21 protein-coding genes are annotated in these 21,499 nt (G+C 60.0%); 13 read left to right on the forward strand and 8 right to left on the reverse strand.

The genetic code is table 11. The annotated features are described in order from the left end of the window. The first annotated feature begins 3 nt into the window (after positions 1 to 3). The 5 genes from pilV to BLU11_RS19650 are packed head-to-tail and all read left to right on the forward strand — an operon-like array spanning position 4 to position 5,079. Positions 4 to 495: a type IV pilus modification protein PilV gene (gene pilV, locus BLU11_RS00700; RefSeq protein ID WP_090271571.1), complete on the forward strand. Its 492-nt coding sequence runs from the start codon at positions 4 to 6 to the stop codon at positions 493 to 495. After that, positions 492 to 1,277, forward strand: coding sequence for a PilW family protein (locus BLU11_RS00705; RefSeq protein WP_090271572.1), 786 nt, complete (start codon positions 492 to 494; stop codon positions 1,275 to 1,277). The genes pilV and BLU11_RS00705 overlap by 4 nt, the downstream gene beginning before the upstream one ends. Positions 1,278 to 1,290: 13 nt before the next feature. Continuing rightward, the gene (locus BLU11_RS00710) at positions 1,291 to 1,791 is read left to right on the forward strand and encodes a pilus assembly PilX family protein (protein WP_090276112.1); all 501 of its coding nucleotides are present in this window, start codon (positions 1,291 to 1,293) and stop codon (positions 1,789 to 1,791) included. After that, a complete protein-coding gene (locus tag BLU11_RS00715) occupies positions 1,772 to 4,663 on the forward strand; it encodes a PilC/PilY family type IV pilus protein (protein WP_157718491.1) in 2,892 nt (963 codons plus the stop codon). The genes BLU11_RS00710 and BLU11_RS00715 overlap by 20 nt, the downstream gene beginning before the upstream one ends. 11 nt (positions 4,664 to 4,674) lie before the next feature. Beyond that, positions 4,675 to 5,079: a type IV pilin protein gene (locus BLU11_RS19650; protein ID WP_090271574.1), complete on the forward strand. Its 405-nt coding sequence runs from the start codon at positions 4,675 to 4,677 to the stop codon at positions 5,077 to 5,079. Positions 5,080 to 5,086: 7 nt separating this feature from the next. On the opposite strand, the gene BLU11_RS00725 is transcribed toward BLU11_RS19650, so the two are convergent. Further along, positions 5,087 to 6,340: a uracil-xanthine permease family protein gene (locus tag BLU11_RS00725; protein WP_090271575.1), complete on the reverse strand. Its 1,254-nt coding sequence runs from the start codon at positions 6,338 to 6,340 to the stop codon at positions 5,087 to 5,089. Next, positions 6,340 to 6,981 carry a uracil phosphoribosyltransferase gene (gene upp / locus BLU11_RS00730; RefSeq protein WP_090271576.1) on the reverse strand — a complete coding sequence of 214 codons (642 nt, stop codon included), beginning with the start codon at positions 6,979 to 6,981 and terminating at the stop codon, positions 6,340 to 6,342. The genes BLU11_RS00725 and upp overlap by 1 nt, the downstream gene beginning before the upstream one ends. A gap of 202 nt (positions 6,982 to 7,183) precedes the next feature. Between upp and BLU11_RS00735 the strand changes: the two genes are divergently transcribed. Beyond that, entirely contained in the window at positions 7,184 to 7,741 is a 558-nt protein-coding gene (locus tag BLU11_RS00735; RefSeq protein ID WP_090271577.1) for a hypoxanthine-guanine phosphoribosyltransferase, read from the forward strand. Here the strand turns inward: BLU11_RS00735 and dauA are convergent, their stop codons facing one another. Continuing rightward, positions 7,742 to 9,475: a C4-dicarboxylic acid transporter DauA gene (dauA, locus tag BLU11_RS00740; RefSeq protein WP_090271578.1), complete on the reverse strand. Its 1,734-nt coding sequence runs from the start codon at positions 9,473 to 9,475 to the stop codon at positions 7,742 to 7,744. It lies immediately after the preceding gene. A 245-nt stretch (positions 9,476 to 9,720) separates the two neighbouring features. Between dauA and BLU11_RS00745 the strand changes: the two genes are divergently transcribed. Together BLU11_RS00745 and BLU11_RS00750 are read left to right on the forward strand one after the other, a co-directional pair. Further along, complete coding sequence (locus tag BLU11_RS00745; protein ID WP_197674233.1) at positions 9,721 to 10,026, forward strand: PA4642 family protein; 306 nt, start codon at positions 9,721 to 9,723, stop codon at positions 10,024 to 10,026. A 57-nt stretch (positions 10,027 to 10,083) separates the two neighbouring features. Further along, the gene (locus BLU11_RS00750; protein ID WP_090271579.1) at positions 10,084 to 10,668 is read left to right on the forward strand and encodes a YajG family lipoprotein; all 585 of its coding nucleotides are present in this window, start codon (positions 10,084 to 10,086) and stop codon (positions 10,666 to 10,668) included. Between the two features lie 45 nt (positions 10,669 to 10,713). Here the strand turns inward: BLU11_RS00750 and BLU11_RS00755 are convergent, their stop codons facing one another. From BLU11_RS00755 to gatC, 5 genes are all read right to left on the reverse strand, one after another. Then, positions 10,714 to 12,771: a BCCT family transporter gene (locus BLU11_RS00755; RefSeq protein WP_090271580.1), complete on the reverse strand. Its 2,058-nt coding sequence runs from the start codon at positions 12,769 to 12,771 to the stop codon at positions 10,714 to 10,716. A gap of 94 nt (positions 12,772 to 12,865) precedes the next feature. Continuing rightward, the gene (locus tag BLU11_RS00760) at positions 12,866 to 13,261 is read right to left on the reverse strand and encodes a septal ring lytic transglycosylase RlpA family protein (RefSeq protein WP_407920238.1); all 396 of its coding nucleotides are present in this window, start codon (positions 13,259 to 13,261) and stop codon (positions 12,866 to 12,868) included. A gap of 61 nt (positions 13,262 to 13,322) precedes the next feature. After that, entirely contained in the window at positions 13,323 to 14,768 is a 1,446-nt protein-coding gene (gene gatB / locus BLU11_RS00765; protein WP_090271581.1) for an Asp-tRNA(Asn)/Glu-tRNA(Gln) amidotransferase subunit GatB, read from the reverse strand. 12 nt (positions 14,769 to 14,780) lie between these two features. Beyond that, entirely contained in the window at positions 14,781 to 16,232 is a 1,452-nt protein-coding gene (gene gatA / locus BLU11_RS00770) for an Asp-tRNA(Asn)/Glu-tRNA(Gln) amidotransferase subunit GatA (RefSeq protein ID WP_090271582.1), read from the reverse strand. 42 nt (positions 16,233 to 16,274) lie between these two features. Further along, positions 16,275 to 16,562 carry an Asp-tRNA(Asn)/Glu-tRNA(Gln) amidotransferase subunit GatC gene (gene gatC / locus BLU11_RS00775; protein WP_090271583.1) on the reverse strand — a complete coding sequence of 96 codons (288 nt, stop codon included), beginning with the start codon at positions 16,560 to 16,562 and terminating at the stop codon, positions 16,275 to 16,277. 257 nt (positions 16,563 to 16,819) lie between these two features. Between gatC and mreB the strand changes: the two genes are divergently transcribed. The 5 genes from mreB to rng all read left to right on the forward strand — a co-directional run bounded on the left by mreB (position 16,820) and on the right by rng (position 21,487). Then, positions 16,820 to 17,857 carry a rod shape-determining protein MreB gene (gene mreB, locus BLU11_RS00780; protein ID WP_090271584.1) on the forward strand — a complete coding sequence of 346 codons (1,038 nt, stop codon included), beginning with the start codon at positions 16,820 to 16,822 and terminating at the stop codon, positions 17,855 to 17,857. A 112-nt stretch (positions 17,858 to 17,969) separates the two neighbouring features. Next, positions 17,970 to 18,926, forward strand: coding sequence for a rod shape-determining protein MreC (gene mreC, locus BLU11_RS00785; protein WP_407920239.1), 957 nt, complete (start codon positions 17,970 to 17,972; stop codon positions 18,924 to 18,926). Next, positions 18,916 to 19,389, forward strand: coding sequence for a rod shape-determining protein MreD (gene mreD, locus BLU11_RS00790; protein ID WP_090271586.1), 474 nt, complete (start codon positions 18,916 to 18,918; stop codon positions 19,387 to 19,389). The genes mreC and mreD overlap by 11 nt, the downstream gene beginning before the upstream one ends. Beyond that, on the forward strand, positions 19,379 to 19,975 hold the full coding sequence (locus tag BLU11_RS00795; protein ID WP_090271587.1) for a Maf family protein: 597 nt from the start codon (positions 19,379 to 19,381) through the stop codon (positions 19,973 to 19,975). Before mreD ends, BLU11_RS00795 begins: the two co-directional genes overlap by 11 nt. 54 nt (positions 19,976 to 20,029) lie before the next feature. Beyond that, on the forward strand, positions 20,030 to 21,487 hold the full coding sequence (gene rng / locus BLU11_RS00800; protein ID WP_090271588.1) for a ribonuclease G: 1,458 nt from the start codon (positions 20,030 to 20,032) through the stop codon (positions 21,485 to 21,487). Positions 21,488 to 21,499: the final 12 nt, after the last annotated feature.

Below are 21,499 nucleotides of genomic sequence, written 5' to 3' on the forward strand. Positions count from 1 at the left end.
GTCATGCGCAAGGATCGACCGGCGCGGGGTCTGGTGACCCGTCCATGGCGTTTTAGAGCCACCTTTCGCCAGCACGGCGTCAGCCTGCTGGAGGTGCTGGTCGCGGTGTTGGTGCTGGTGGTCGGGGTGCTTGGCGCCGTATCGCTGCAGACCAACGCGCTGCGTTACAACGCCAGCGCCGCACACAACACCCAAGCCAGTTTTCTCGCCTACGACATGCTTGATCGCATGCGTGCCAATACCGATAACCTCGCCAGCTACGCCATCAGCGTCAGTGCAGGTTGCACCGCAGCCGCCTCGGGCTCGTCCATTCTGGCAACCGATCGGCAGGATTTTGCCCACGCCGTCAGCTGCCTGCTGCCAGACGGCTACGGCAGTGTCGCCATCAATGGCAATCGTGCCACCGTCACTATCGGTTGGTCGGAAGACCGTATCGTGGCCTCCGCGGGCAATACCGAATTTGTCGTTTCGTCGATGATCCGAGGTGATCTGTGATCACGCACGGGCTAGGCCAGAGATGGCGGGGCTTTGGCCTGGTCGAATTGATGATCGCCATGACGCTCGGACTGATATTGGTGCTCGGGGTGTCGCAGATATTCCTCGCTGGCAAGCAGAGTTTCGTGGTGCAACAGCATACCGCCGCGCTGCAGGAAAACGCCCGCTTCGTACTCAGCCGTATCAGCCGCGACCTGCGCCAGGCCGGCATGTTTGGTTGTCTGGATCCGGCCCGGCTACCGGCGGCTACCCGTAGCCAGATGCCGGCGGGCTTTGACACGCCCGTCAGCTTTGCCAATGACGTACTCAAGCTGATTACCGCGGTGCCGGTTCATGATCGGGTGACCGTGACGGCTACACGTCGGGCCGCTGATTACGGGGCTCAGTGGTTAATAGCAACCAACTGCCTTGACGAGCTGCGCATTGCCGCGGGAAGCAACGGTCTGCAGGTGGAGCCTGGAGACTTTGTCATTCCGGTGCGTCAGGTCGAATATCGGCTGGACCAGCACCGGGTGCAGATCCGTATCAATGGCAATGGCAACTTTGAGGTGTTGATTGATGACGTCGCCGGGTTCGATATGCAATTTGGGCTGGCGGCCAGCGCAGCGGACCGAGTGGTCGATGGCAGGTATGTCGGCGCCGTGGCCGCGGCAGACAGCGAGCGGATTCGCAGTGTACGTCTTGCTCTCAGCCTGAGCGACAACCCCGCCAACCCCGCCGATGGCCAGATTCGGGTCCAGCAATACACCTTGGTGACGGCGTTGCGCAATCGGCTGAACTGAACAAGGAGTAACCATGGCATATCACGATCCACAACAAGCCCAGGCCGGCTCTGCACTGATCATCAGCATGGTATTCCTGCTGCTGATGACGGTCACCGCGCTGGCGGGCATCAGGACTTCTACCGGCCAGGAGCGCATGGCGTTCAACGTCAAACTGAAGAATGACAGCTTCCAGGCAGCGGAAAGCAGCATGCGGCATGTCGAGGAGCAGATCCGCAAGAGTGTTCTGGCACTGCCGGTGGTGGTATGCCATCAGGCTGCATGCGAGCTCCCGGATGCGGCCCTCGACCCGGATCATCGGTCTGCTCCTGGCTCGGCCTGGAACCCGGTGCCGGCTGCGGTGGCGGGCAATGACATGGCCGCCTGGTATCGCATTGTACGGCTGGGCGATAGCGCTATGCCGGTCAATCTTCTCGCTGAGGCTCCGAGCACTCTGTATCGGATTTCGGTGGTCAGCCACAAGGGTTCCACGCGAACGGTTCTGGAGAGCATCTATGCATTCACACGGATCTGAACCGCGCTGCCTGCGCAGTATGGTTGCGGGGCTGGCGCTCGGGCTGTGTATCGCGTTACCGGCGCAGGCCTTCACCCCGTTGAGCGGGCCAGTTTTATCGGCCTCGGCAGTGGCGCCCAACGTAGTGGTGTTGTTCGACAACTCATCGAGCATGGTACGCAATTCCATTGACGGCGAAACCCGTCTGAATATTGCCCGGGATGTCACCAAGGAGGTGATATCAGCCAATCGGGGTGTGCGTTTCGGGCTGTTCACTTTCCGCGAGACTCTCGGTCGTGACAATGCTCCGGGCGGCATGCTGCGGGTGGAGGCGGGTGATATCGACGCCGGCTCGACGGCCGGCAGCGCCCGCTTCAATCAAATCAACCAGGCGCTGGACGCGCTGAATCCGGGCCGCAACAGCAACCTGACCTGGACCCCATTGGCCGAGTCCTATTATGAAGTCACCCGTTACCTGCGTGGGATGCGGGCTTTCTATCCACAAGGCTGGTCCGAGACCCAGCGCGACTCCTTTCAAAGCCCGATTCAATACCGCTGCCAGAAGAACTTCGGCCTGGTGGTAACCGACGGCCTGCCCACCCATGACAGTGAATTTCCCACGACGCTGGAACACGAGCCGGACGGCAAAAACCGGCGCCTGAGCGGCAGTTTCAACCTGCCGGATTGGGATGGCGATGGAGCAGACGTCACCGCCTCGGAAGACACCGAGGGCGGAACCTTCTACCTGGACGACATTGCCCGCTTTGCCTATGAAACCGACCTGCGCACCACGGGAACGGATCAGGCGGGGCAGAGCTGGAACGATCCGCAGTTTCCATTGCAGAACCTGCAGACCTATACCGTGGGTTTTGCCTTGGATGATCACCGGCTCAGGCAGACCGCAACGGCAGGCAACGGCCGTTATTTTACTGCTACCGACCGTCAGCAATTGAAGGATGCTCTGAGCAGTGCGCTGCAGGAGATCATCGCGTCGGCGGGCTCGGGTGGAGGTGCCGTCACCGACAGTCAGCAGTTGAACGCTGGCGTCAGTCGCTACTACCAGACCCAGTTCGATCCGCTGGACTGGAGCGGCAGCCTGCACGCCTACAGCATGAACGACGAGGGCGAGCCGGATACGCTGTTGTGGAGTACCGACCGCACCTTTGTGCAAGGTACGCAGTCAGGGGATTTCCAAACCTGGCGCAATGCGCAGGGCAACACGCCTGCCGGTCCGGTCAGCCTGGGTGCCGGTACCTGGGCTGCGTTGTCCCCCGCACAGCAGATGGCACTGGATGCCGAGGCCGCAGCGGCTGGATTGACCGGCAGCAAGGCAGCCCAGCGTCTGCTCAATTGGGCGCGCGGCAGTCGTGATGCCGACCTGCGTCAACGTAGCCGGTTGCTGGGCGATATCATCAATTCGGCGCCGGTGATGATCGGTGCCGGCCATCATGCGGGGCCCAATAACACTGTCGATTACATCGCCTATCTGCAGGACAGGACCACCCGCATGCCCGAAGCCATGGTGCTCGGTGCCAATGACGGCTTTCTGCGGGTCTTCGATACTCATGGCACGCATCTGTATTCATTTCTGCCGGCGGCGTTGCACACCGGCCTGGGTACACGTGCGCGTACCGATTATGGCGCCGGTAACCATCACCGTTCCGGAGTAGATGGGCGGATCGTTGTTGTCGATGCCAAGCTCGGCGCGCATTGGAGCACGATTGCCGCCAGCGGGCTGGGCGCCGGCGGCAAAGGGCTCTTTGTGGTGCGGCTGTTCGACGCGGCTCAGGGCAGTAGTGCGCGCGGCGCGCTCTGGGAAACTAATGCCAACCACACAGCAGACATCGGGCATATCTATGGTCGGCCGGTCATAGCGCAGTTGCATGGCAGCAGCGTATTGATTACCGGCAACGGGTACGGCAGTGCAGGGGGAGCTGGAGCGCTGTTGATCTACGATCTGAGCACAGGCGCTTTGCTCAAGCAGCTCGATGTTGCAGGCCGTGCCGGTACCACGCAGAGCAATGGGCTGTCGTCGCCAGTGCCGCAATTCGATGCCAGTGGCGAAATTCGCGCGGTCTTCGCCGGCGACCTGCATGGGCAGCTGTGGAAATTCGATCTGAGTGACCCGAATACGGCCAACTGGCGCGTGGCGCACGGCGGAACGCCGTTGTTCAGTGCCGAGAGCGGGCAGCCGATCACTGTGCAACCACAGATTCACTCCAGTGTGGCTGCCGGTGAGGATCTGATCCTGTTCGGCACCGGCAAATTCATGGAGGTCAGCGATCTGACGGATACGGCCACCCAGGCCTTCTATGCTGTGCTGGACGCACCGGCGCCTCCGGCCGGCGGGTTGACCCCGGCTCAGCTGCAGCCACAGCAGATCGATACTGTCACCACCGACCCCACCAGTGGCCAGGCCGTGCGTACAGTGACGTCCCATTCGCTGGACTGGAGTACCCAGTACGGTTGGTACCTGCCGCTTATCCACAATGGCCAGGCTGAGGGTGAGCGGGTGACACGCGACTTCGTCATCAAAAATGCGCGGGTGCTGTTTGCCACCGGTTTCATCAAGACGGGCGTTACCGATCCCTGCATGACCCAGGCTGGGGGTTGGCTGATGGCGGTGACGCTGGGCACCGGTGGTATGTCGACCAGGCAGGTACTGGATACCAATGGTGACCGGGTAACTGATGACGATGATCTGCCGGCGGCAGGGTTGGCGTTGGATATTGGTCTGCCGGGTGACCTCAATGTTTTGAACCAGGGTGACACCGGTATGCAGCCTGGCTGCAGTGGTGAAGTCTATGTGGTACAGGGTTCAAGTGACGTAGCTGTGGTGACCGGTCAGCCGCACTGTCAGTTCAACCGTATCATGTGGCGGCAGCTGCAATAGGGAGAAGGGTCATGGGCAGCAGAGTGCAGCAGGGTTTTACCCTGATCGAGGTCATGATAGTGATGGTGATCATCGGAATACTGGCAGCTATAGCGCTGCCGTCGTATCAGGAACATGTTCGCCAGACCAGGCGCGCCGAGGTATCAGCGCTGTTACTGGAAAACGCTCAATTGCTGGAACGTCATTACACCCGCAACGGCGGTTACGACAGCGGCACGGTCAACGGGCTGATCAATCAGAGCCCCTCCAACGGAGCGGCGATCTTCACGATAATACCGACGCTGACTCCCGAAAGCTTCATTCTGACAGCAACAGCCGCATCTGGCAGCATCATGGCCGGAGATGTCTGCGCGACCTATACCCTGAATCAGGTGGGACAGCGCACGCCAGCGGATACCAAATGCTGGCGGCGCTGAACTGGCATCAGTCTTCGCTGGGAGTCATGGTGATGGGCGTTGCCGCCGGCAACAGCAGGTTCAGCAGTATGGCCACCACCCCGCACAGGCTGACGCCCTGGAGAGTGAACTCCTGATGACCGATGGCCATGCCGCCGATACCGAATACCAAAGTGACCGAGACAATGCACAGATTGCGCGCCTGGGTCAGATCCACCTGGTTGCGGATCAGTGTATTCATGCCGACCACCGCGATGGAGCCGAACAGCAGACAGAGAATCCCGCCCATCACGGGAACCGGCATGCTCAGCAGAACGGCGCCGAATTTTTCGATGAACGCCAGGCAGATAGCGAACAGCGCAGCCCAGATCATTACCGCAGGATTGAAATTGCGCGTGAGCATCACCGCACCGGTCACCTCGGAATAGGTGGTATTGGGTGGTCCGCCGAGGAAGGCAGCAGTGGATGTGGCCAGGCCGTCACCCAGCAGGGTGCGTTGCAGCCCGGGCTTGCGAATATAGTCCTTGCCGGTTACCGAGCCGATCGCCAACACGTCGCCGATATGCTCGATGGCTGGGGCAATCGCGACCGGGATCATGAACAGAATGGCAGCCAGATGGAATTCCGGAAACATGAAGCCCGGGGTAGCAAGCCAGTTGGCATCATCAACAACGGTGAAATCTACCACGCCGAGTATCCAGGAGAGGCTGTAGCCCACGGCCACACCCGCCATGATCGGCACCAGACGGAACACGCCTTTGGCATACACCGCCACGGCCAAGGTTGTCGCCAACGAGGCCATGGAGATGATCAGGGCGGTGGAATAGTCGATCAGCTGGACGCTGCCATCGCCGGACTTGCCGGTCGCCATGTTCACCGCTGTGGCGGCGAGGCCGAGGCCGATGACCATAATCACCGGTCCCACGACCACTGGCGGCAGCAGACGATGGATAAAGCCGGGCCCACGCAGATGGACCAGCAGGCTCAACAGCAGATAGACCATGCCGGCAGCCACCAGTCCGCCCAATGTGGCCGGCACGCCCCAGGTCTGGTTGCTATAGAGGATCGGAGCGATGAAAGCGAAGCTGGAGGCGAGAAAAACCGGTAATTGGCGGTGGGTTACAAACTGGAAGATCAGCGTACCGATACCTGCGGTGAACAGCGCGACGTTTGGGTTCATGCCGGTAATCAATGGCATCAGCACCAGGGCACCGAATGCCACGAACAACATCTGCGAACCGGCCAGCATGCTGCGCCAGCCGGTCGTGTTCATATTCTGCATCAATGCTCATCCTTCTGGCGCGTGCCGAAAATCTTGTCGCCGGCATCGCCCAGCCCGGGAATGATGTACCCCTGCTCATTCAACCGCTCATCTACGGAGGCAGTGAAGATGTCCACGTCCGGGTGCGCAGCATTGACCCGCTTTACACCTTCCGGAGCTGCAACCAATACCAATGCGCGGATCTCCTGGGCGCCGGCCCGCTTCAGCAGATCGATGGTGGCGATCATGGAGCTGCCGGTGGCCAGCATCGGATCAATGATGAGTGCGCGGCGCTGATTCAATTCGCTGACCAGCTTTTCCAGATAGGTATCAGCTTCCAGAGTCTGTTCGTTGCGTACCATGCCGATGACGCTGACCTTGGCGCTGGGGATCAGGCTGAGTACGCCGTCGAGCATGCCGAGGCCAGCGCGCAGAATGGGCACGACGGTGATTTTCTTGCCGGCGAGTTTCTCGACACTGACATCACCACACCAGCCGTCGATGGTGTGGTTCTCAACAGGCATATCCTTGGTCGCTTCATAAGTCAGGAGGGCGGCGACTTCCTGAGCCAGTTCGCGGAAGTTCTTCGTGCTGATGTCGTTGCGACGCATCAGACCAAGTTTATGGCGGATCAAAGGATGGCGGATTTCTTGAATCTTCATTGACGGGTTCCAGGGGCGGCTAAAATGCATTCGGGAGCTCCTGGAGACGTTGCAAGTGCAGCCGTGTCCAGAATTTCCGTAAGGTTAAACGAATGTTTTATGCTGGTCATCCGATTCTCTGTGCTCACTTGCCGCTTTACTTGCGCTGATGACATTGGTGCAGTATTTTCGCTCCCTTTTCATACCGCTCCGGAGGTTTTGCATGTCCACTGATCTTGACCACGTCAAGCAGGTCATGAACGAGGCAGATTGCCTGTATAGCCATCAGCAGGTCGAGGCCGCCATGGACAGCATGGCCTCCGAGATCACCCAGGCTCTGCAGGACAGCAACCCGATCGTCTACAGCGTGATGAATGGCGGACTGATCATCGCCGGCCAACTGCTGACCCGGCTGAATTTTCCTATGGAAGTCAGTTATCTGCACGCTACCCGCTACCGCAACAAGCTCTCCGGTGGCGAGCTGTTCTGGAAAGCACGTGCCGAGCACTCTCTGGTTGGTCGTACGGTACTGATCATTGATGACATCCTGGATGAGGGCCACACGCTGGCAGCCATCGTCGAATATTGCCGCGATGCCGGTGCTGCTCAGGTGCTGACGTGCGTGCTGCTGGACAAGCGTCATGACCGCAAGGCTTATGAAGGCATGCGTGCCGATTTCACCGGGCTGGATGTTGAAGACCGCTATCTGTTCGGTTTTGGCCTTGATTACAAGGGTTACTGGCGCAACGCCGCGGGTATCTATGCGCTGAAGGATCACTGATCAATTCTGCGCAGCACTCTGCATATTGGCTCTGATCATCTGCGCTGCGCGCTCCGGTGTGGCAGTGAAGATGCGTACATTACGACTGGCGTCGAGTCCGGCACGTTTGAGTTTGAGCCGAATCGGCGCCTTGACGCCTACCAGATACACGGTCATGCCGCGCTCGGCGAGTCCGCGCAGGGCTTTCTCGAACAGTACCAGCGCGCTCATGTCCATGCTCGGTACGCTGCGCATGTCGATGACCACATACCGGGTCTGATCATCAAAACGGCTGATGGCTTCGAGCGCTTTGTCGGCGGCAGCGAAGAACAACGGGCCGTGGATGTGATACAGCGCCACGCTGTCCGGCAGATCCGCCAGCGCCTGATCATGGCTGCGTGGTTGCGCGCCCCCCTCACTCAGGTCTGCCATGCGCTTGATGAACAGTGCGGCAGCCAGTAGCAGCCCCACGCCCACAGCCAGAACCATATCGAACAGCACCGTCAGCAACAGGCAGATAACCAGTACCACCACGTCCTGACGCGGGCCCACGCGCAGCATGTGCAGTACGTGGGGTGCTTCGCTCATGTTCCAGGCCACAATCAGCAGCATGGCCGCCAGCGATGCCATCGGCAACCAGGCGAACAGCTTGGCAAGCAGTACCACTGCCAGAAAAATGACCAGAGCGTGGACTATCGCCGCAATCGGCGAGAAGGCGCCGCTGCGTACGCTGGTGGCGGTGCGGGCAATCGCTGCAGTAGCGGTAATGCCACCGAAAAACGGCACAATCATGTTGCCCAGCCCCTGACCAACCAACTCGGCATTCGGATCGTGTCGGGTATTAGCCATGCCATCGGCAACCAATGCGCACAGCAACGATTCGATGGCGCCCAGCATAGCGACCGCCAGAGCGGAGGGCAGCAGCTGTTGCAGCAGCGCAAAGTTTACCGTCAACGGCTGGCCATCGGCGCCCGGCAGGTGCCAAGGTGGAGCCCACTGCGGGCCAAAGGGCGGAATGCCGGCATGTACCGCGCCATCAAGTTCATAGCTGAAGCGTGCTCCGAGCGTAGCCACGGAAACATCCAGGGCCAACAGCAGTGCGCCGAGCAGGCTGCCGGCGACCAGGACGATGAGATGGCCGGGAATGCGCCGGGTCAGACGGGGCCAGAGAATCAGAATCAGCAGAGTTGCCCCACCGACCAGAGTGTCGCCCAACTGGATCGAGGGCAGAGCATGGAAGAGCATCTGCCATTGTTCGAGGTAATGGCTGGGCTGTGCAGCCAGCTGCAAGCCAAAGAAATCCTTGAGCTGCAACGTGGCGATGACCACCCCGATACCTGCGGTGAAGCCCATGACCACCGGGTAAGGCACAAACTGGATCAGGCTGCCCATGCGTGCCAACCCCAGAACCAGCAGGATCAGTCCCGCCATCAGCGTTACCAGTAATAGCCCACCCAGCCCGTATTGCTGGGTAATCGGCAGCAGAATCACCACGAAGGCCGCGGTTGGTCCGGAAATGTTGAAGCGTGATCCGCCGCAGATGGCGATGATCAGTCCGCCGACCATCCCGGTATACAGGCCGTGCTGCGGCGCCACGCCCACGGCTATGGCCAGCGCCATGGCCAGAGGAATGGCGATGATGCCGACGGTAACTCCGGCGAGTACATCACCACGAAAGGCTGCAAGGGAATATCCCTGTCGGAAACTGTCGCGCAGGGCGACAAACAACGGCAGTGGGAAGGGGCGAACAGTCATAATCCATCCTGTACTGACAACACCAGGTATGGCTGCCACGGCAGATCTTTATGTCTGTTGGGGAAGCTACACCATGAAAACGCGCTGCAAGGCGCTTACCAGCATACTCCTCCTCGCCTCGGCAATGTAAGGTGGCACGCCGTGCATGGCAAAACGATGAAGCGGCGCGCCACCCGATGCTGGTGGCGGCGCCGCGGTCGGATGGTTACAATTTGGGTTTTCCGTATTCACATGAGGGGTTGTTCGTGCGCAAAGACAAGAAAAAGGTAGTTGGCGAGCCCATGAGTGATGAGCAGGTTGCCGTCTTCCTGAGCTTTCGTCCGCGTGACGCTGACGAGTCCGTTGACATGTACATGCTGACCCGCGCCTATCGCGGCTTGCGTGCCCATGATTTTGCTCGCTTTCTGGACATGTTCCAGGCCGCAGGTCATGACGTGAATGCCATCGGCGCTGATGGCAGAACCATGCTGCAGATCCTGCGGGAGCATGCTCAGGCAGAAGATTACGTCGCCGCGTTGGAAGCTGTCGGAGCTCGCTCCACTGACACCTGATGCGATAGATGTCGTGCGCGGGTCAGTTTACCTCTCTATTCCCGAAGGAGTGCAAGCATGTTGAAACGTCTGGGTTTTCTGGCGGTAGCGGGGTTGGTAGTCTCGTTGGCCGGTTGTGCTCACAGCCCGCAACAGTTGAATGTCACGCCCAACGTGACCGCTCCGTTGAGCCAGGTGGCTCGTCAACAGCCGGTTGCGGTCACGGTGAAGGACAGCCGGTCATCACCGGTTATGGGTACGCGGGGCGGTCTGTATCCTGATTCCAGCAATCTGACCATCAGCCCCCAGGCTGTGCCGCATATGCGCCAACAGGTGGAGCAGGCGCTCGGCAAGCTGGGCTTTCAGGTGGTGTCGGAAGGCACGCCCAATGCCAACAGTCTGGTGGTGAGTCTGACTGATCTGTCTTACGTGTCACCCAAGGAAGGTGTATATGTCACCCAGGCGGATATCGCTGCGGTATTTGCTGCCGAGGCTCGTTCGATGAATCACCGCTACAGCGGGCGCTACAGTGCTTCGGCGCAACACCGATTCGGCTATGCTCCGAATCAGGCCACCAATACCCGCCTGGTTACCGAGGTGATGAGCGACGCGTTGACGCGGATTTTCAAGGATCCGGAAATCATTCGCATCCTGCAGCAGTAATCCCTGAAGCGCAGCGGGCAGCCCCATCGCTGCCCGCTGCTGCCTTTACTCTTCCTTTGGTTCCTTCGGCGTCTGCAGCATCTCGTCATGCTCGGCCATATTCCATGGCAGCACACCCGGCGTCAGGTGCAGGAAATGCAGATACTTCTCGAAGTGATCGAGAATGTCGCCGATGATTTCCTGCTGGTCATAACCATAAATGTCATATGCCTGGCCGCCCCGCCGCAGGAAGACTTCCGCCCGATAATAGAAACTGTCGTCATCTGCGGTCTCCTCGACTTCCGGGTGGGCAAAGGCGGGACGCAGGTAGTCTCGCAGGCGGATCTCATACAGAAAGTCCAGCTGGTCGGGTGTGATGATTTCCAGATAGGCGCGCTTATGTTCTTCATCATAATGCACTTCAGCAGGCCAGGATTGCGCCTGTAAGCCCTTGGCTACGCGGATCATGGCGGTCAGTGCGGTGTCCTTGATGAACATCTCCACCTCATCCTTGGCCGGATAGTTGACGATGCCGGCCAGGCGTTTTTTCCATAGTGCCGCGCCGCGTCCTGTGGTGTGATTGCCAGGGCCCACGCTGACCTGCTGGTGGTGGCTTTCTATTGTCAACGCCCGCCACATGCCCACTGCCGAGATCAACATGATGACCGCAAAGGGCAGGGCGCTGGCCACCGCCATGCTCTGCAGCGCCTTGAGTCCGCCGGCGACCAGAAGTACCGAGGCCAGTACACCACTGAGAATGGCCCAGAAACCACGTTGCCAGGCCGGTGTGACCAGGGCGCCGCCAGAGGCCAGCGAATCGACCACCAGCGCGCCCGAGTCGGCAGAGGTGATGAAGAACAGGGTAATCAGTATCACCGTAATGGTGGAAATGATGGCGGTCATGGGCAGCTGTTCGAATAGCTTGAACAGAGCGATGGCATTATCCGCCTGTACCTGATCTATCAGCACCGAGTAGCCCTGATTGATGATCAGGTGCAGTGCCGTGTCACCGAATACCGAGAACCAGAAAAAGGTGAAGATGGTGGGCACCAGCATGACGCCGAAGACAAACTGGCGGATGGTCCGGCCCCGGCTGATCTTGGCGATGAACAGGCCGACAAAGGGCGCCCAGGCGATCGTCCAGCCGAAGATGAACAGGGTCCAGTTACCGATCCAGTCACTGCGGGAATAGGCCTGCAGGTTGAAGGTGCGTTCGACAATGTTGTTCAGGTAGCTACCGGTATTCTGCAGGAAGGCTTCAAGAATGAAGATGGTCGGGCCGGCGAAGAAAACGAACAGCATCAGGGAGGTCGCCACGATCATGTTCAGCATGGACAGGTTTTTGATGCCCTTGTCCATACCGGCAATTACCGAGCCCATCGTCAGGAAGGTGATGAAGGCGATGGTGCCGACCTGAACGCCAATACCGATGGGGATCGACGGCCACAGATAATTGAGACCGGCGTTGATCTGCGCGACGGACAGGCCGAGTGTGGTGGCAATGCCGAACATTGTGCCGAGAATGGCGAAGGTATCCACCGCGTGGCCGATCGGCCCGTAGATGCGGTCGCCGATCAAGGGATAGAGCGCTGAGCGGATGGACAACGGCAAACCATGGCGGAAGGAAAAGTAGGCCAGCACCAGCCCGGTCAGGCCGTAGATGGCCCAGATGTGAAAGCCCCAGTGGAAGAAGGCAATCTGCATGGCTTGCTTGGCTGCATCTACCGTCAGCCCTTCGGCGCCTTGCGGGGGCTCGGCATAGTGCAATACCGGTTCGGCAACACCAAAGAACAACAGAGCGATGCCGTAGCCTGCGGAGAACAGCATGGCGAACCAGGCCGGGAAACTGTACTGCGGCTCGGCATGATCAGGTCCGAGTTTGATGTGGCCCCATTTGCTCATAGCCACTATCACGATGAACACCAGGAAGATCGCCACCGACAGCATGTAGAACCAGCCGAAAGTCGTTGTGATGTAGCTCAATACCGAGGAAAACAGCTCGCCGGCCAGCTCCGGTTGAGTGGCTGTGCTTATGACCAGCAGCAGGATGAAGAAAAATGACGGAATAAATACCGGCAACAGTATGGTGGTGTTCCAGAGGCGGCGTCTGGTTGATTCCGGCATGCGGGAGCGCTCCTTGGGCCAGATGGGGGGCGCGTTAACGCGCGGGAGGTTGTGCGCAGAAGTATAGCAGCCAGGGTTTGACTCCGTGATGGAGTCAGCTTTCCAGCTCGCAGGTCTCGACCCTGACGCGAATGATGCCCGCGCGCAGCATGCCCAGTTCCCGGGCGGCAGCCATCGATACATCAACGATGCGGCCACCGACAAAGGGGCCTCGATCATTGACTCGGACCGTAGTGCTGCGCCCGTTGTTCAAGTTGGTGATGCATAGCTGGGCATCAAACGGCAGGCTGGGATGCGCGGCCGTCATGTTGGTTTCATCGTAGGGTTCGCCGCTGGCGGTAGGTTGACCGTGGAAGCGGGAGGAGTAATAGGAGGCTCGGCCTTCGGCGGTGTAGCTCAGGCCGCCCTCGTCGTGACTGTGGTCGTCACCAAGGGCAGCAAAACCGGACATGGAAAGCAGGGCGGCAAGTGCCACCTGCCCCAGCCACATCGGCTTGCTGCCGATGCGACCGAGGAAGGAGCGGATAACCGTTTGCTCAACAGCCATCCGGTCAGCTTTCCAATTTCTGTTTCAGCAACTGGTTGACCTGCTGCGGGTTGGCCTTGCCCTTCGAGGCTTTCATCGCCTGACCGACGAAGAAGCCGAACATCTTGCCGCGCTTGGCTTCGTCGCTGGCGCGATATTGCTCGACCTGTTCGGCGTTGGCTACCAGTACGTCATCAAGCATGGCTTCGATGGCGCCGCTGTCGGTGACCTGCTTGAGACCCTTGGCTTCGATGATCTGATCGGCATCGCCTTCACCTTCGGCCATGGCCTCGAACACCATCTTCGCGATCTTGCCGGAAATGGTGTTGTCCTTGATACGCAGAATCATGCCGCCCAGCTGGCTGGCGCTGACCGGAGACTGATCGATCTCGAGGTCCGCCTTGTTGAGCAGGCTGGACAGTTCGCCCATCACCCAGTTGGCGGCCAGCTTGGCATCGCCGCAGACGCGCTGCACTTCTTCGAAATAGTCCGCCAGTTCGCGGCTGGCAGCCAGTACGCTGGCGTCATAGGCCGACAGGCCGAATTCGCTCTGGAAACGCTCGCGTTTCTGCTGCGGCAGCTCCGGCAGTTCACTGCGCACTTCTTCAATGAAGGCCGGCTCGATGATGACGGGCAGCAGGTCCGGGTCAGGGAAGTAGCGGTAATCGTTGGCTTCTTCCTTGCTGCGCATGGAGCGCGTCTCGTCCTTGTTCGGATCGTACAGGCGGGTTTCCTGAATCACCTTGCCGCCGTCCTCGATCAGTTCGATCTGGCGCTGCACTTCGGTATTGATCGCCTTCTCGATGAAACGGAAGGAGTTGACGTTCTTGATCTCGCAGCGGGTACCGTATTCGACCTGGCCTTTGGGGCGTACCGAGACGTTGCAGTCGCAGCGCAGCGAGCCTTCGGCCATGTTGCCGTCGCAGATGCCCAGATAACGCACCAGCGAGTGCATGGTCTTGGCATAGGCTACGGCTTCCTTGGCGCTGCGCATGTCCGGCTCGGAGACGATTTCCAGCAGCGGCGTACCGGCGCGGTTCAGGTCGATGCCGCTCATGCCCTGGAAGTCTTCATGCAGACTCTTGCCGGCATCTTCTTCCAGGTGCGCACGGGTCACCCCAACGCGCTTGACCGTGCCGTCATCCAGGGTGATATCGAGAAAGCCCTTGCCGACAATGGGCAGATCCATCTGGCTGATCTGATAGCCCTTGGGCAGATCCGGGTAGAAGTAGTTCTTGCGCGCAAAGACGTTGCTCATGCCGATCTCGGCATCGATTGCCAGGCCGAATTTGACCGCATTGCGTACCGCTTGCGCATTGAGCACCGGCAGCGTGCCGGGCATGCCCAGGTCGATCAGGCTGGCCTGGGTGTTGGGTTCGGCGCCGAAGGTGGTGGCGCTGCCCGAGAAGATCTTCGAGGCGGTGGTGAGCTGGGCATGAATCTCCAGCCCGATAACGATTTCCCATTGCATGTTCAGTATTCCTCAAAATCCACCGGGAGTGCGAGTGTGCCAGTCGGTGTTCTGCTGGTACTGGTGCGCGATGTTCAACAGACGGGGCTCGCTGAAGTAGGGGCCCAGCAGTTGCATACCGATCGGCAGATCACCAGCAAAGCCAGCCGGCAGGGCAATGCCCGGTACGCCGGCAAGGTTGGCGGTGATGGTATAGATGTCGGTCAGGTACAGGCTCACCGGATCGTCGATCTTCTCGCCGATGCGGAAGGCGGGAGTCGGGGAGGTGGGACAGAGAATCACATCGACCTGCTCATAGGCGGCCATGAAATCGTTCTTGATCAGCCGGCGGACTTTCTGTGCCTGCAGATAGTAAGCATCGTAGTAGCCAGCTGAAAGGGCATAGGCGCCGACCATGATGCGGCGCTTGACCTCATCACCGAAGCCTTCGGCGCGCGTGCGCTTGTACAGATCGGTCAGGTCAGTCGGATTTTCACAGCGGTAGCCGAAGCGCACACCATCGAAACGCGACAGGTTGGAGGACGCTTCAGCCGGCGCGATGATGTAGTACGCCGGGATCGCCAGCTCGGCGTTGGGCAGGCTGATTTCCTTTATTTCCGCGCCCAGGCTCTGGAACTGCTTGACCGCCGCGGCAATGGCGTCGGCGGTGGCGGTATCCAGGCCGCTGGCGAAGTATTCCTTCGGCAGGCCGATACGCAGGCCGGTCAATGGCTGATTCAGTTGGGCGCTGTAATCCGGTACCGGCTCATCGACGCTGCTGGAATCACGCTCATCGAAGCCGGCCATAGCCTGCAGCAGCAGCGCGCAATCTTCGGCGGTGCGTGCCATGGGACCCGCCTGATCCAGGCTGGAGGCATAGGCAATCATGCCCCAGCGCGAGATGCGGCCATAGGTCGGCTTGAGGCCGGTCAGTGCGGTATAGCCTGCCGGCTGACGGATCGAGCCGCCGGTATCGGTGCCGGTGGCGGCAGCACATAGGCGTGCCGCCACGGCAGCGGCTGAACCGCCGGAAGAGCCGCCGGGTACGTGATCGCTGTTCCACGGGTTGCGCACGGCACCGTAGAAGCTGGACTCGTTGGATGAGCCCATGGCGAACTCGTCCATGTTGGTCTTGCCCAGCGTCACGGTGCCGGCATCCAGCAGCCTGGCGGTGACAGTGGACTCGTAGGGGGCGATGAAGTTGTCGAGCATCTTCGAGCCGCAGCTGGTGCGGATGCCCTGGGTACAGAACAGGTCCTTGTGCGCCAGCGGAATACCGGTCAGCGGCGTGGCGTTACCAGCGGCCAGCCGCGCGTCGGCGGCCCGGGCCTGTTCCAGCGCCAGCTCCGGCGTCACCGTGATGTAGCTGTTGAGTGCGCCATCGAACTGGTCGATGCGCTTGAGGTAATGTTCGGTCAGCTCGACGCTGGAGATCGCCTTGCTGTGCAAGGCCTGGGACAAGCCGGCCAGGGTTTTCTCATGCATGTAGTTTGTCTCGTTTCAAAGCGCAGCAGCGGTATTCAATGATCACTCGATAACCCGGGGGACCAGGTACAAGCCCTGTTCGGTGGCTGGCGCTATGGCCTGCAGCGCCTCGCGCTGACTGGTTTCGGTGACGATGTCGGCGCGCAGGCGCTGGGTGGTTTCCAGCGGATGGGCAAGCGGCTCGATACCGCTGGTGTCGACGGCCTGCAGTTGGTCGATCAAGCCCATGATGCCGGACAGTTTGGCAGTAATGGCGTCAGCATCATCGCCTTGGATGGCAATGCGCGCGAGGTGGGCAATCTGCTCCACGTCAGTGCGGTCTAGGGCCATGTGTATTCTCCATGAAGCCGGACGATCCGGTTTGATTGGTGTTTAATGCGGGCAAAGGAGTGAATTTACCACATCCGCGCCTTGCCCAAAAACCCCGCCATTGTTAGAGTTGCGACACTCCAGGAAGTACCGAGCAGTTACCTGTGTTCATGTCAATCCGCCACCTTCATTCATGATGGTCGGTGGTGCCCGCCAGGTGGCAGCATATCAGTGTTTCTTAACAATCAACCCACGTGCCCTCGGGGTATATTCAACGCATGTTCAAAAAAATTCGTGGCATGTTCTCCAGTGACTTGTCGATCGACCTGGGAACCGCCAATACTCTGATTTATGTCCGCGATCGGGGCATTGTACTGGATGAGCCGTCCGTCGTTGCCATTCGTACCCATGGCAATCAGAAAAGCGTGGTGGCGGTCGGTACAGAAGCCAAACGCATGCTCGGTCGTACCCCGGGCAATATCCAGGCAATCCGTCCGATGAAGGATGGCGTCATCGCCGATTTCAGCGTGTGCGAGAAGATGCTGCAGTACTTCATCAATAAAGTGCACGAGAACAGCTTCATTCAGCCCAGTCCGCGCGTGCTGATCTGCGTTCCGTGCAAATCCACCCAGGTCGAGCGTCGGGCCATCCGCGAGTCGGCGCTGGGCGCCGGTGCCCGCGAGGTCTACCTGATCGAGGAGCCCATGGCCGCCGCCATCGGCGCTGGTCTGCCGGTCGAGGAAGCGCACGGCTCCATGGTCGTGGATATCGGTGGCGGTACCACCGAGATTGCGCTGATCTCTCTCAACGGGGTGGTCTACGCCGAGTCGGTACGGGTCGGCGGCGACCGTTTTGACGAAGCCATCATCACCTACGTGCGCCGCAACTACGGCAGCCTGATCGGTGAATCCACCGCTGAGCGCATCAAGCAGGAAATCGGTGTGGCCTTCCCCGGTGGCGAAGTGCTGGAAGTCGACGTGCGCGGCCGCAATCTGGCCGAGGGTGTGCCGCGCGCCTTTACCCTGAACTCCAATGAAGTGCTGGAAGCGCTGCAGGAGTCTCTGGCGACAATAGTGCAGGCAGTCAAGAGCGCGCTGGAGCAGTCTCCTCCGGAGCTGGCATCGGACATCGCCGAACGTGGCCTGATTCTGACTGGCGGTGGCGCCCTGCTGCGTGATCTGGACAAGTTGTTAAGTCAGGAGACCGGTCTGCCGGTGATTGTGGCTGAAGAACCCCTTACCTGCGTTGCCCGTGGTGGCGGTCGCGCGCTGGAAATGATGGACCAGCATGCGATGGATCTGCTGTCCACCGAGTAATCGGTAGTGTTACGGCGGGCGGTTGCCCGTCGTAACAGCCTGATCCTGCAGCAGCAAGGAGCCCACCATAAAACCGCTTTTCATCAAGGGCCCATCACTCGGGGTCCGTTTTCTGGCGCTGACGGTGCTTTCAATCGCGCTGATGGTAGTCGACGCCCGCTTTGCCGCCCTCAAGCCCCTGCGCTCCCATCTGGGGATGCTGCTCACCCCGCTGTATTACGTCGCCGAATTGCCGGTGCGCGCATGGGATACGGTATATCTGCAGCTGACCAGTCGGGCAGATCTGATTGCCGAGAACGAAGGTCTGCGGGCCGAGGCGCTGCTGACCAAACGCAAATTGCAGAAGTTGGCGGCGCTGACCGAACAGAACGTGCGCCTGCGCGAGCTGCTCAATTCCTCCGAACTGCTCGACGAGCGGGTGCTGGTCTCCGAGCTGATCGGCGTCGACCCCAACGCGTTCACCCAGCGCATTCTTATCGACAAGGGCGAGCGCGACGGGGTCTTCCTCGGTCAGCCGGTACTCGATGCCACCGGGTTGATGGGCCAGGTGGTGGAAGTGTTGCCCTTCAGCGCCCGCGTGCTGCTCATCACGGATTCATCCCATAGTCTGCCGGTGCAGATCAACCGCAACGGCCTGCGCGCGGTCGCCAGTGGCACCGGTAACAGCGAGTGGCTGGAACTGCGTCACGTCGGTGATACTGCTGATATCCGGGTGAATGACATTGTCGTCAGTTCAGGCCTGGGACAGCGCTTCCCCGCCGGTTATCCGGTCGGGCGGGTGGTGGCGGTAAATCGGGATTCTTCCCAACCTTTCGCCGATGTGCGGGTTGAACCAACGGCGCAACTCAACCGCAGCCGCTACCTGTTGCTGGTATTCAGTCCGGAAAGTGGTTACGGCGCCGTTATACCTGCGCTGAGTCTTGACGGGAACGTCGTCGAAGAAGATGAGGCTGCTCAGGTGCCCGGCAATGCCGCGCGACAAGAGCCGGTAGCGGACGAGACGTTGGCGAGCCCACAAGATGAGAGCACGGCGCCGCCGAGCGAGGAGCAGCAGAACCATGCGCAATAGCGTGATCGTGGGGCTGACCTTTCTGGCGGCACTGATTCTCAGTGTCGTACCCATGCCCAGCCCGTTTGATGCTGGCCGGCCCATGTGGCTGGCCATGGTGGTGGCGTACTGGGTCATGGCGCTGCCCCATCGCGTCGGCTTGCTCACCGCCTGGGTGGCGGGACTGGCCACGGACGTGCTGTTCGGCGAGCTGTTCGGGCAGAACGCCCTGGTGCTGGTGTTGGTGGCCTGGCTGATTCTATTGTTGTACCAGCGCATCCGACGTTTTCCATTGTGGCAACAGAGTCTGGTCATGCTGCCGGTCCTGGGCATTGCGCAGATGGTTGCGCTTTGGCTGAACAGCCTGGCTGGCAATCGGCCGCCAACCCTGTTGTATCTACTGCCGGCGGTGATCAGCGCAGTGCTCTGGCCCTGGGTGTTTTCCGTGCTGCGCGGTGTGAGACGACGCTTCCATGTGCTCTGAGCGCGTCAGCGTAGTGCATCTTGCCTCGGCATCGCCGCGCCGCCGCGAGTTGCTCGAGCAGATCGGTGTGCCGGTGCAGCGAGTGCAGTGTTCGGTGGATGAACGGCCATGCCCTGATGAAGCTCCAGCGGATTATGTTCAGCGGGTAACCAGGGACAAGGTTCGCGCCGGTGTGGCCATCGCGCCGGCCGGTGCGGTGGTACTGGCCGCCGACACGGCTGTGGTGCTGAACGACGCGATTCTCGGCAAACCGGTGGACCAGCAGCACGCTCAGGCGATGCTGCGGTCATTATCCGGACGGCAGCATCAGGTACTGACCGCTGTGGCAGTCGCTTGCGGCAGCGATATCCGGTTGCAGCTGGTGGCGACCAAGGTTCGTTTCCGTCCGTTGAGCGATGCTGAAATCCTCGCCTATTGGCAGACCGGCGAACCGGCAGACAAGGCTGGAGCCTACGGGATTCCGGGGTTGGGTGCGGTTTTTGTCGAGCATATCGAGGGAAGCTACAGTGCCGTGGTCGGCCTGCCATTGGCCGAAACCGCGTTGCTCCTCGCAGAATTTGCTGTTCCTTGTTGGCAGTTGCGCTGACAGAGTGCTGGCGGGCCGGTATCCTGAGTGTCTGACACAGAGGAAGAGGGCTCCATGAGCGAAGAAATTCTGATCAACATCACGCCAATGGAGACTCGGGTCGCGCTGGTGGAGAATGGCGTTCTGCAGGAAGTCCATATCGAGCGTACCCTGCGTCGTGGCATCGTTGGCAATATCTACAAAGGCAAGGTAGTCCGGGTGCTACCCGGCATGCAGGCCGCCTTTGTCGATATTGGCCTGGAGCGCGCTGCCTTCATTCATGCCTCGGAGATTTCCCAGCGCGAAGGTGCGGCGGTCGAATCCATCAGTGCACTGGTGCACGACGGCAAGGCCCTAGTGGTGCAGGTCACCAAGGACCCGATAGGCACCAAAGGGGCCCGTCTGACCACGCATCTGTCAGTGCCATCCCGCTACCTGGTCTACATGCCGCGCACCGCCCATGTAGGTATCTCCCTGAAAATCGATGAAGAGGCCGAACGTGATCGGCTCAAGGATATCGTCGCCCGCTGTGTCGAGCAGGAGGGCGTGGAAGAGCAGGGCGGCTTTATCCTGCGTACGGCCGCCGAAGCCGCACGCGAAGAGGATATTCTGGTCGATATCCGTTATGTGCGCCGCCTGTGGCAGCAGATCCAGCAGCAGATGAATACTGCCCCGGCACCCTCGGTACTCTACGAAGATCTGCCGCTGGCGCTGCGCACCCTCCGCGACCTCGCCAACCCGCGCCTTGAGAAGATCCGTATCGATTCGCGGGAAACCTTCCAGAAAGTGGAGCAATTCGTCAGCGAGCTGATGCCCGGCGTGGAGGATCTGCTGGAGCATTACCCGGGCGAGCGTCCGATATTTGACCTGTATGGCGTCGAAGATGAGATCCAGAAGGCCATGGAGCGCAAGGTGATGCTCAAGTCCGGTGGCTATCTGGTGATCGACCAGACCGAGGCAATGACCACCATCGACGTCAATACCGGGGCTTTTGTCGGTCACCGCAACCTCGAAGAAACCATTTTCAAAACCAATCTGGAAGCGGCTACCTCGATCGCCCGCCAGCTGCGTCTGCGCAACCTCGGCGGCATCATCATCATCGATTTCATCGATATGGAAGACGAGGAACACAGGCGTCAGGTACTGCGCACGCTGGAACGTCAGCTGGAGCGCGACCACGCCAAGACCAATATCATCGGCATCACCGAGCTGGGTCTGGTGCAGATGACCCGCAAGCGCACCCGCGAGAGTCTGGAGCAGATTCTCTGCGAGCCTTGCCCCTGCTGTACCGGGCGCGGTATCCAGAAAACGCCGGAAAGCGTCTGTTACGAGATCTTCCGGGAGATTATGCGCGAGGCCAGGGCCTATCAGGCCGGAGGTTATATGGTGCTGGCCTCGCAGGCGGTGATCGATCGGCTGCTTGATGAAGAATCGGGTAATGTCGCCGATCTGGAGCTGTTCATTCAACGGCCCATCAAGTTCCAGGTAGAAACCATGTATACCCAGGAACAATACGATGTGGTGCTGACCTGATCCACACTGACC

The organism is Halopseudomonas litoralis, assembly GCF_900105005.1.
GTDB classification, from domain to species: Bacteria; Pseudomonadota; Gammaproteobacteria; order Pseudomonadales; family Pseudomonadaceae; genus Halopseudomonas; species Halopseudomonas litoralis.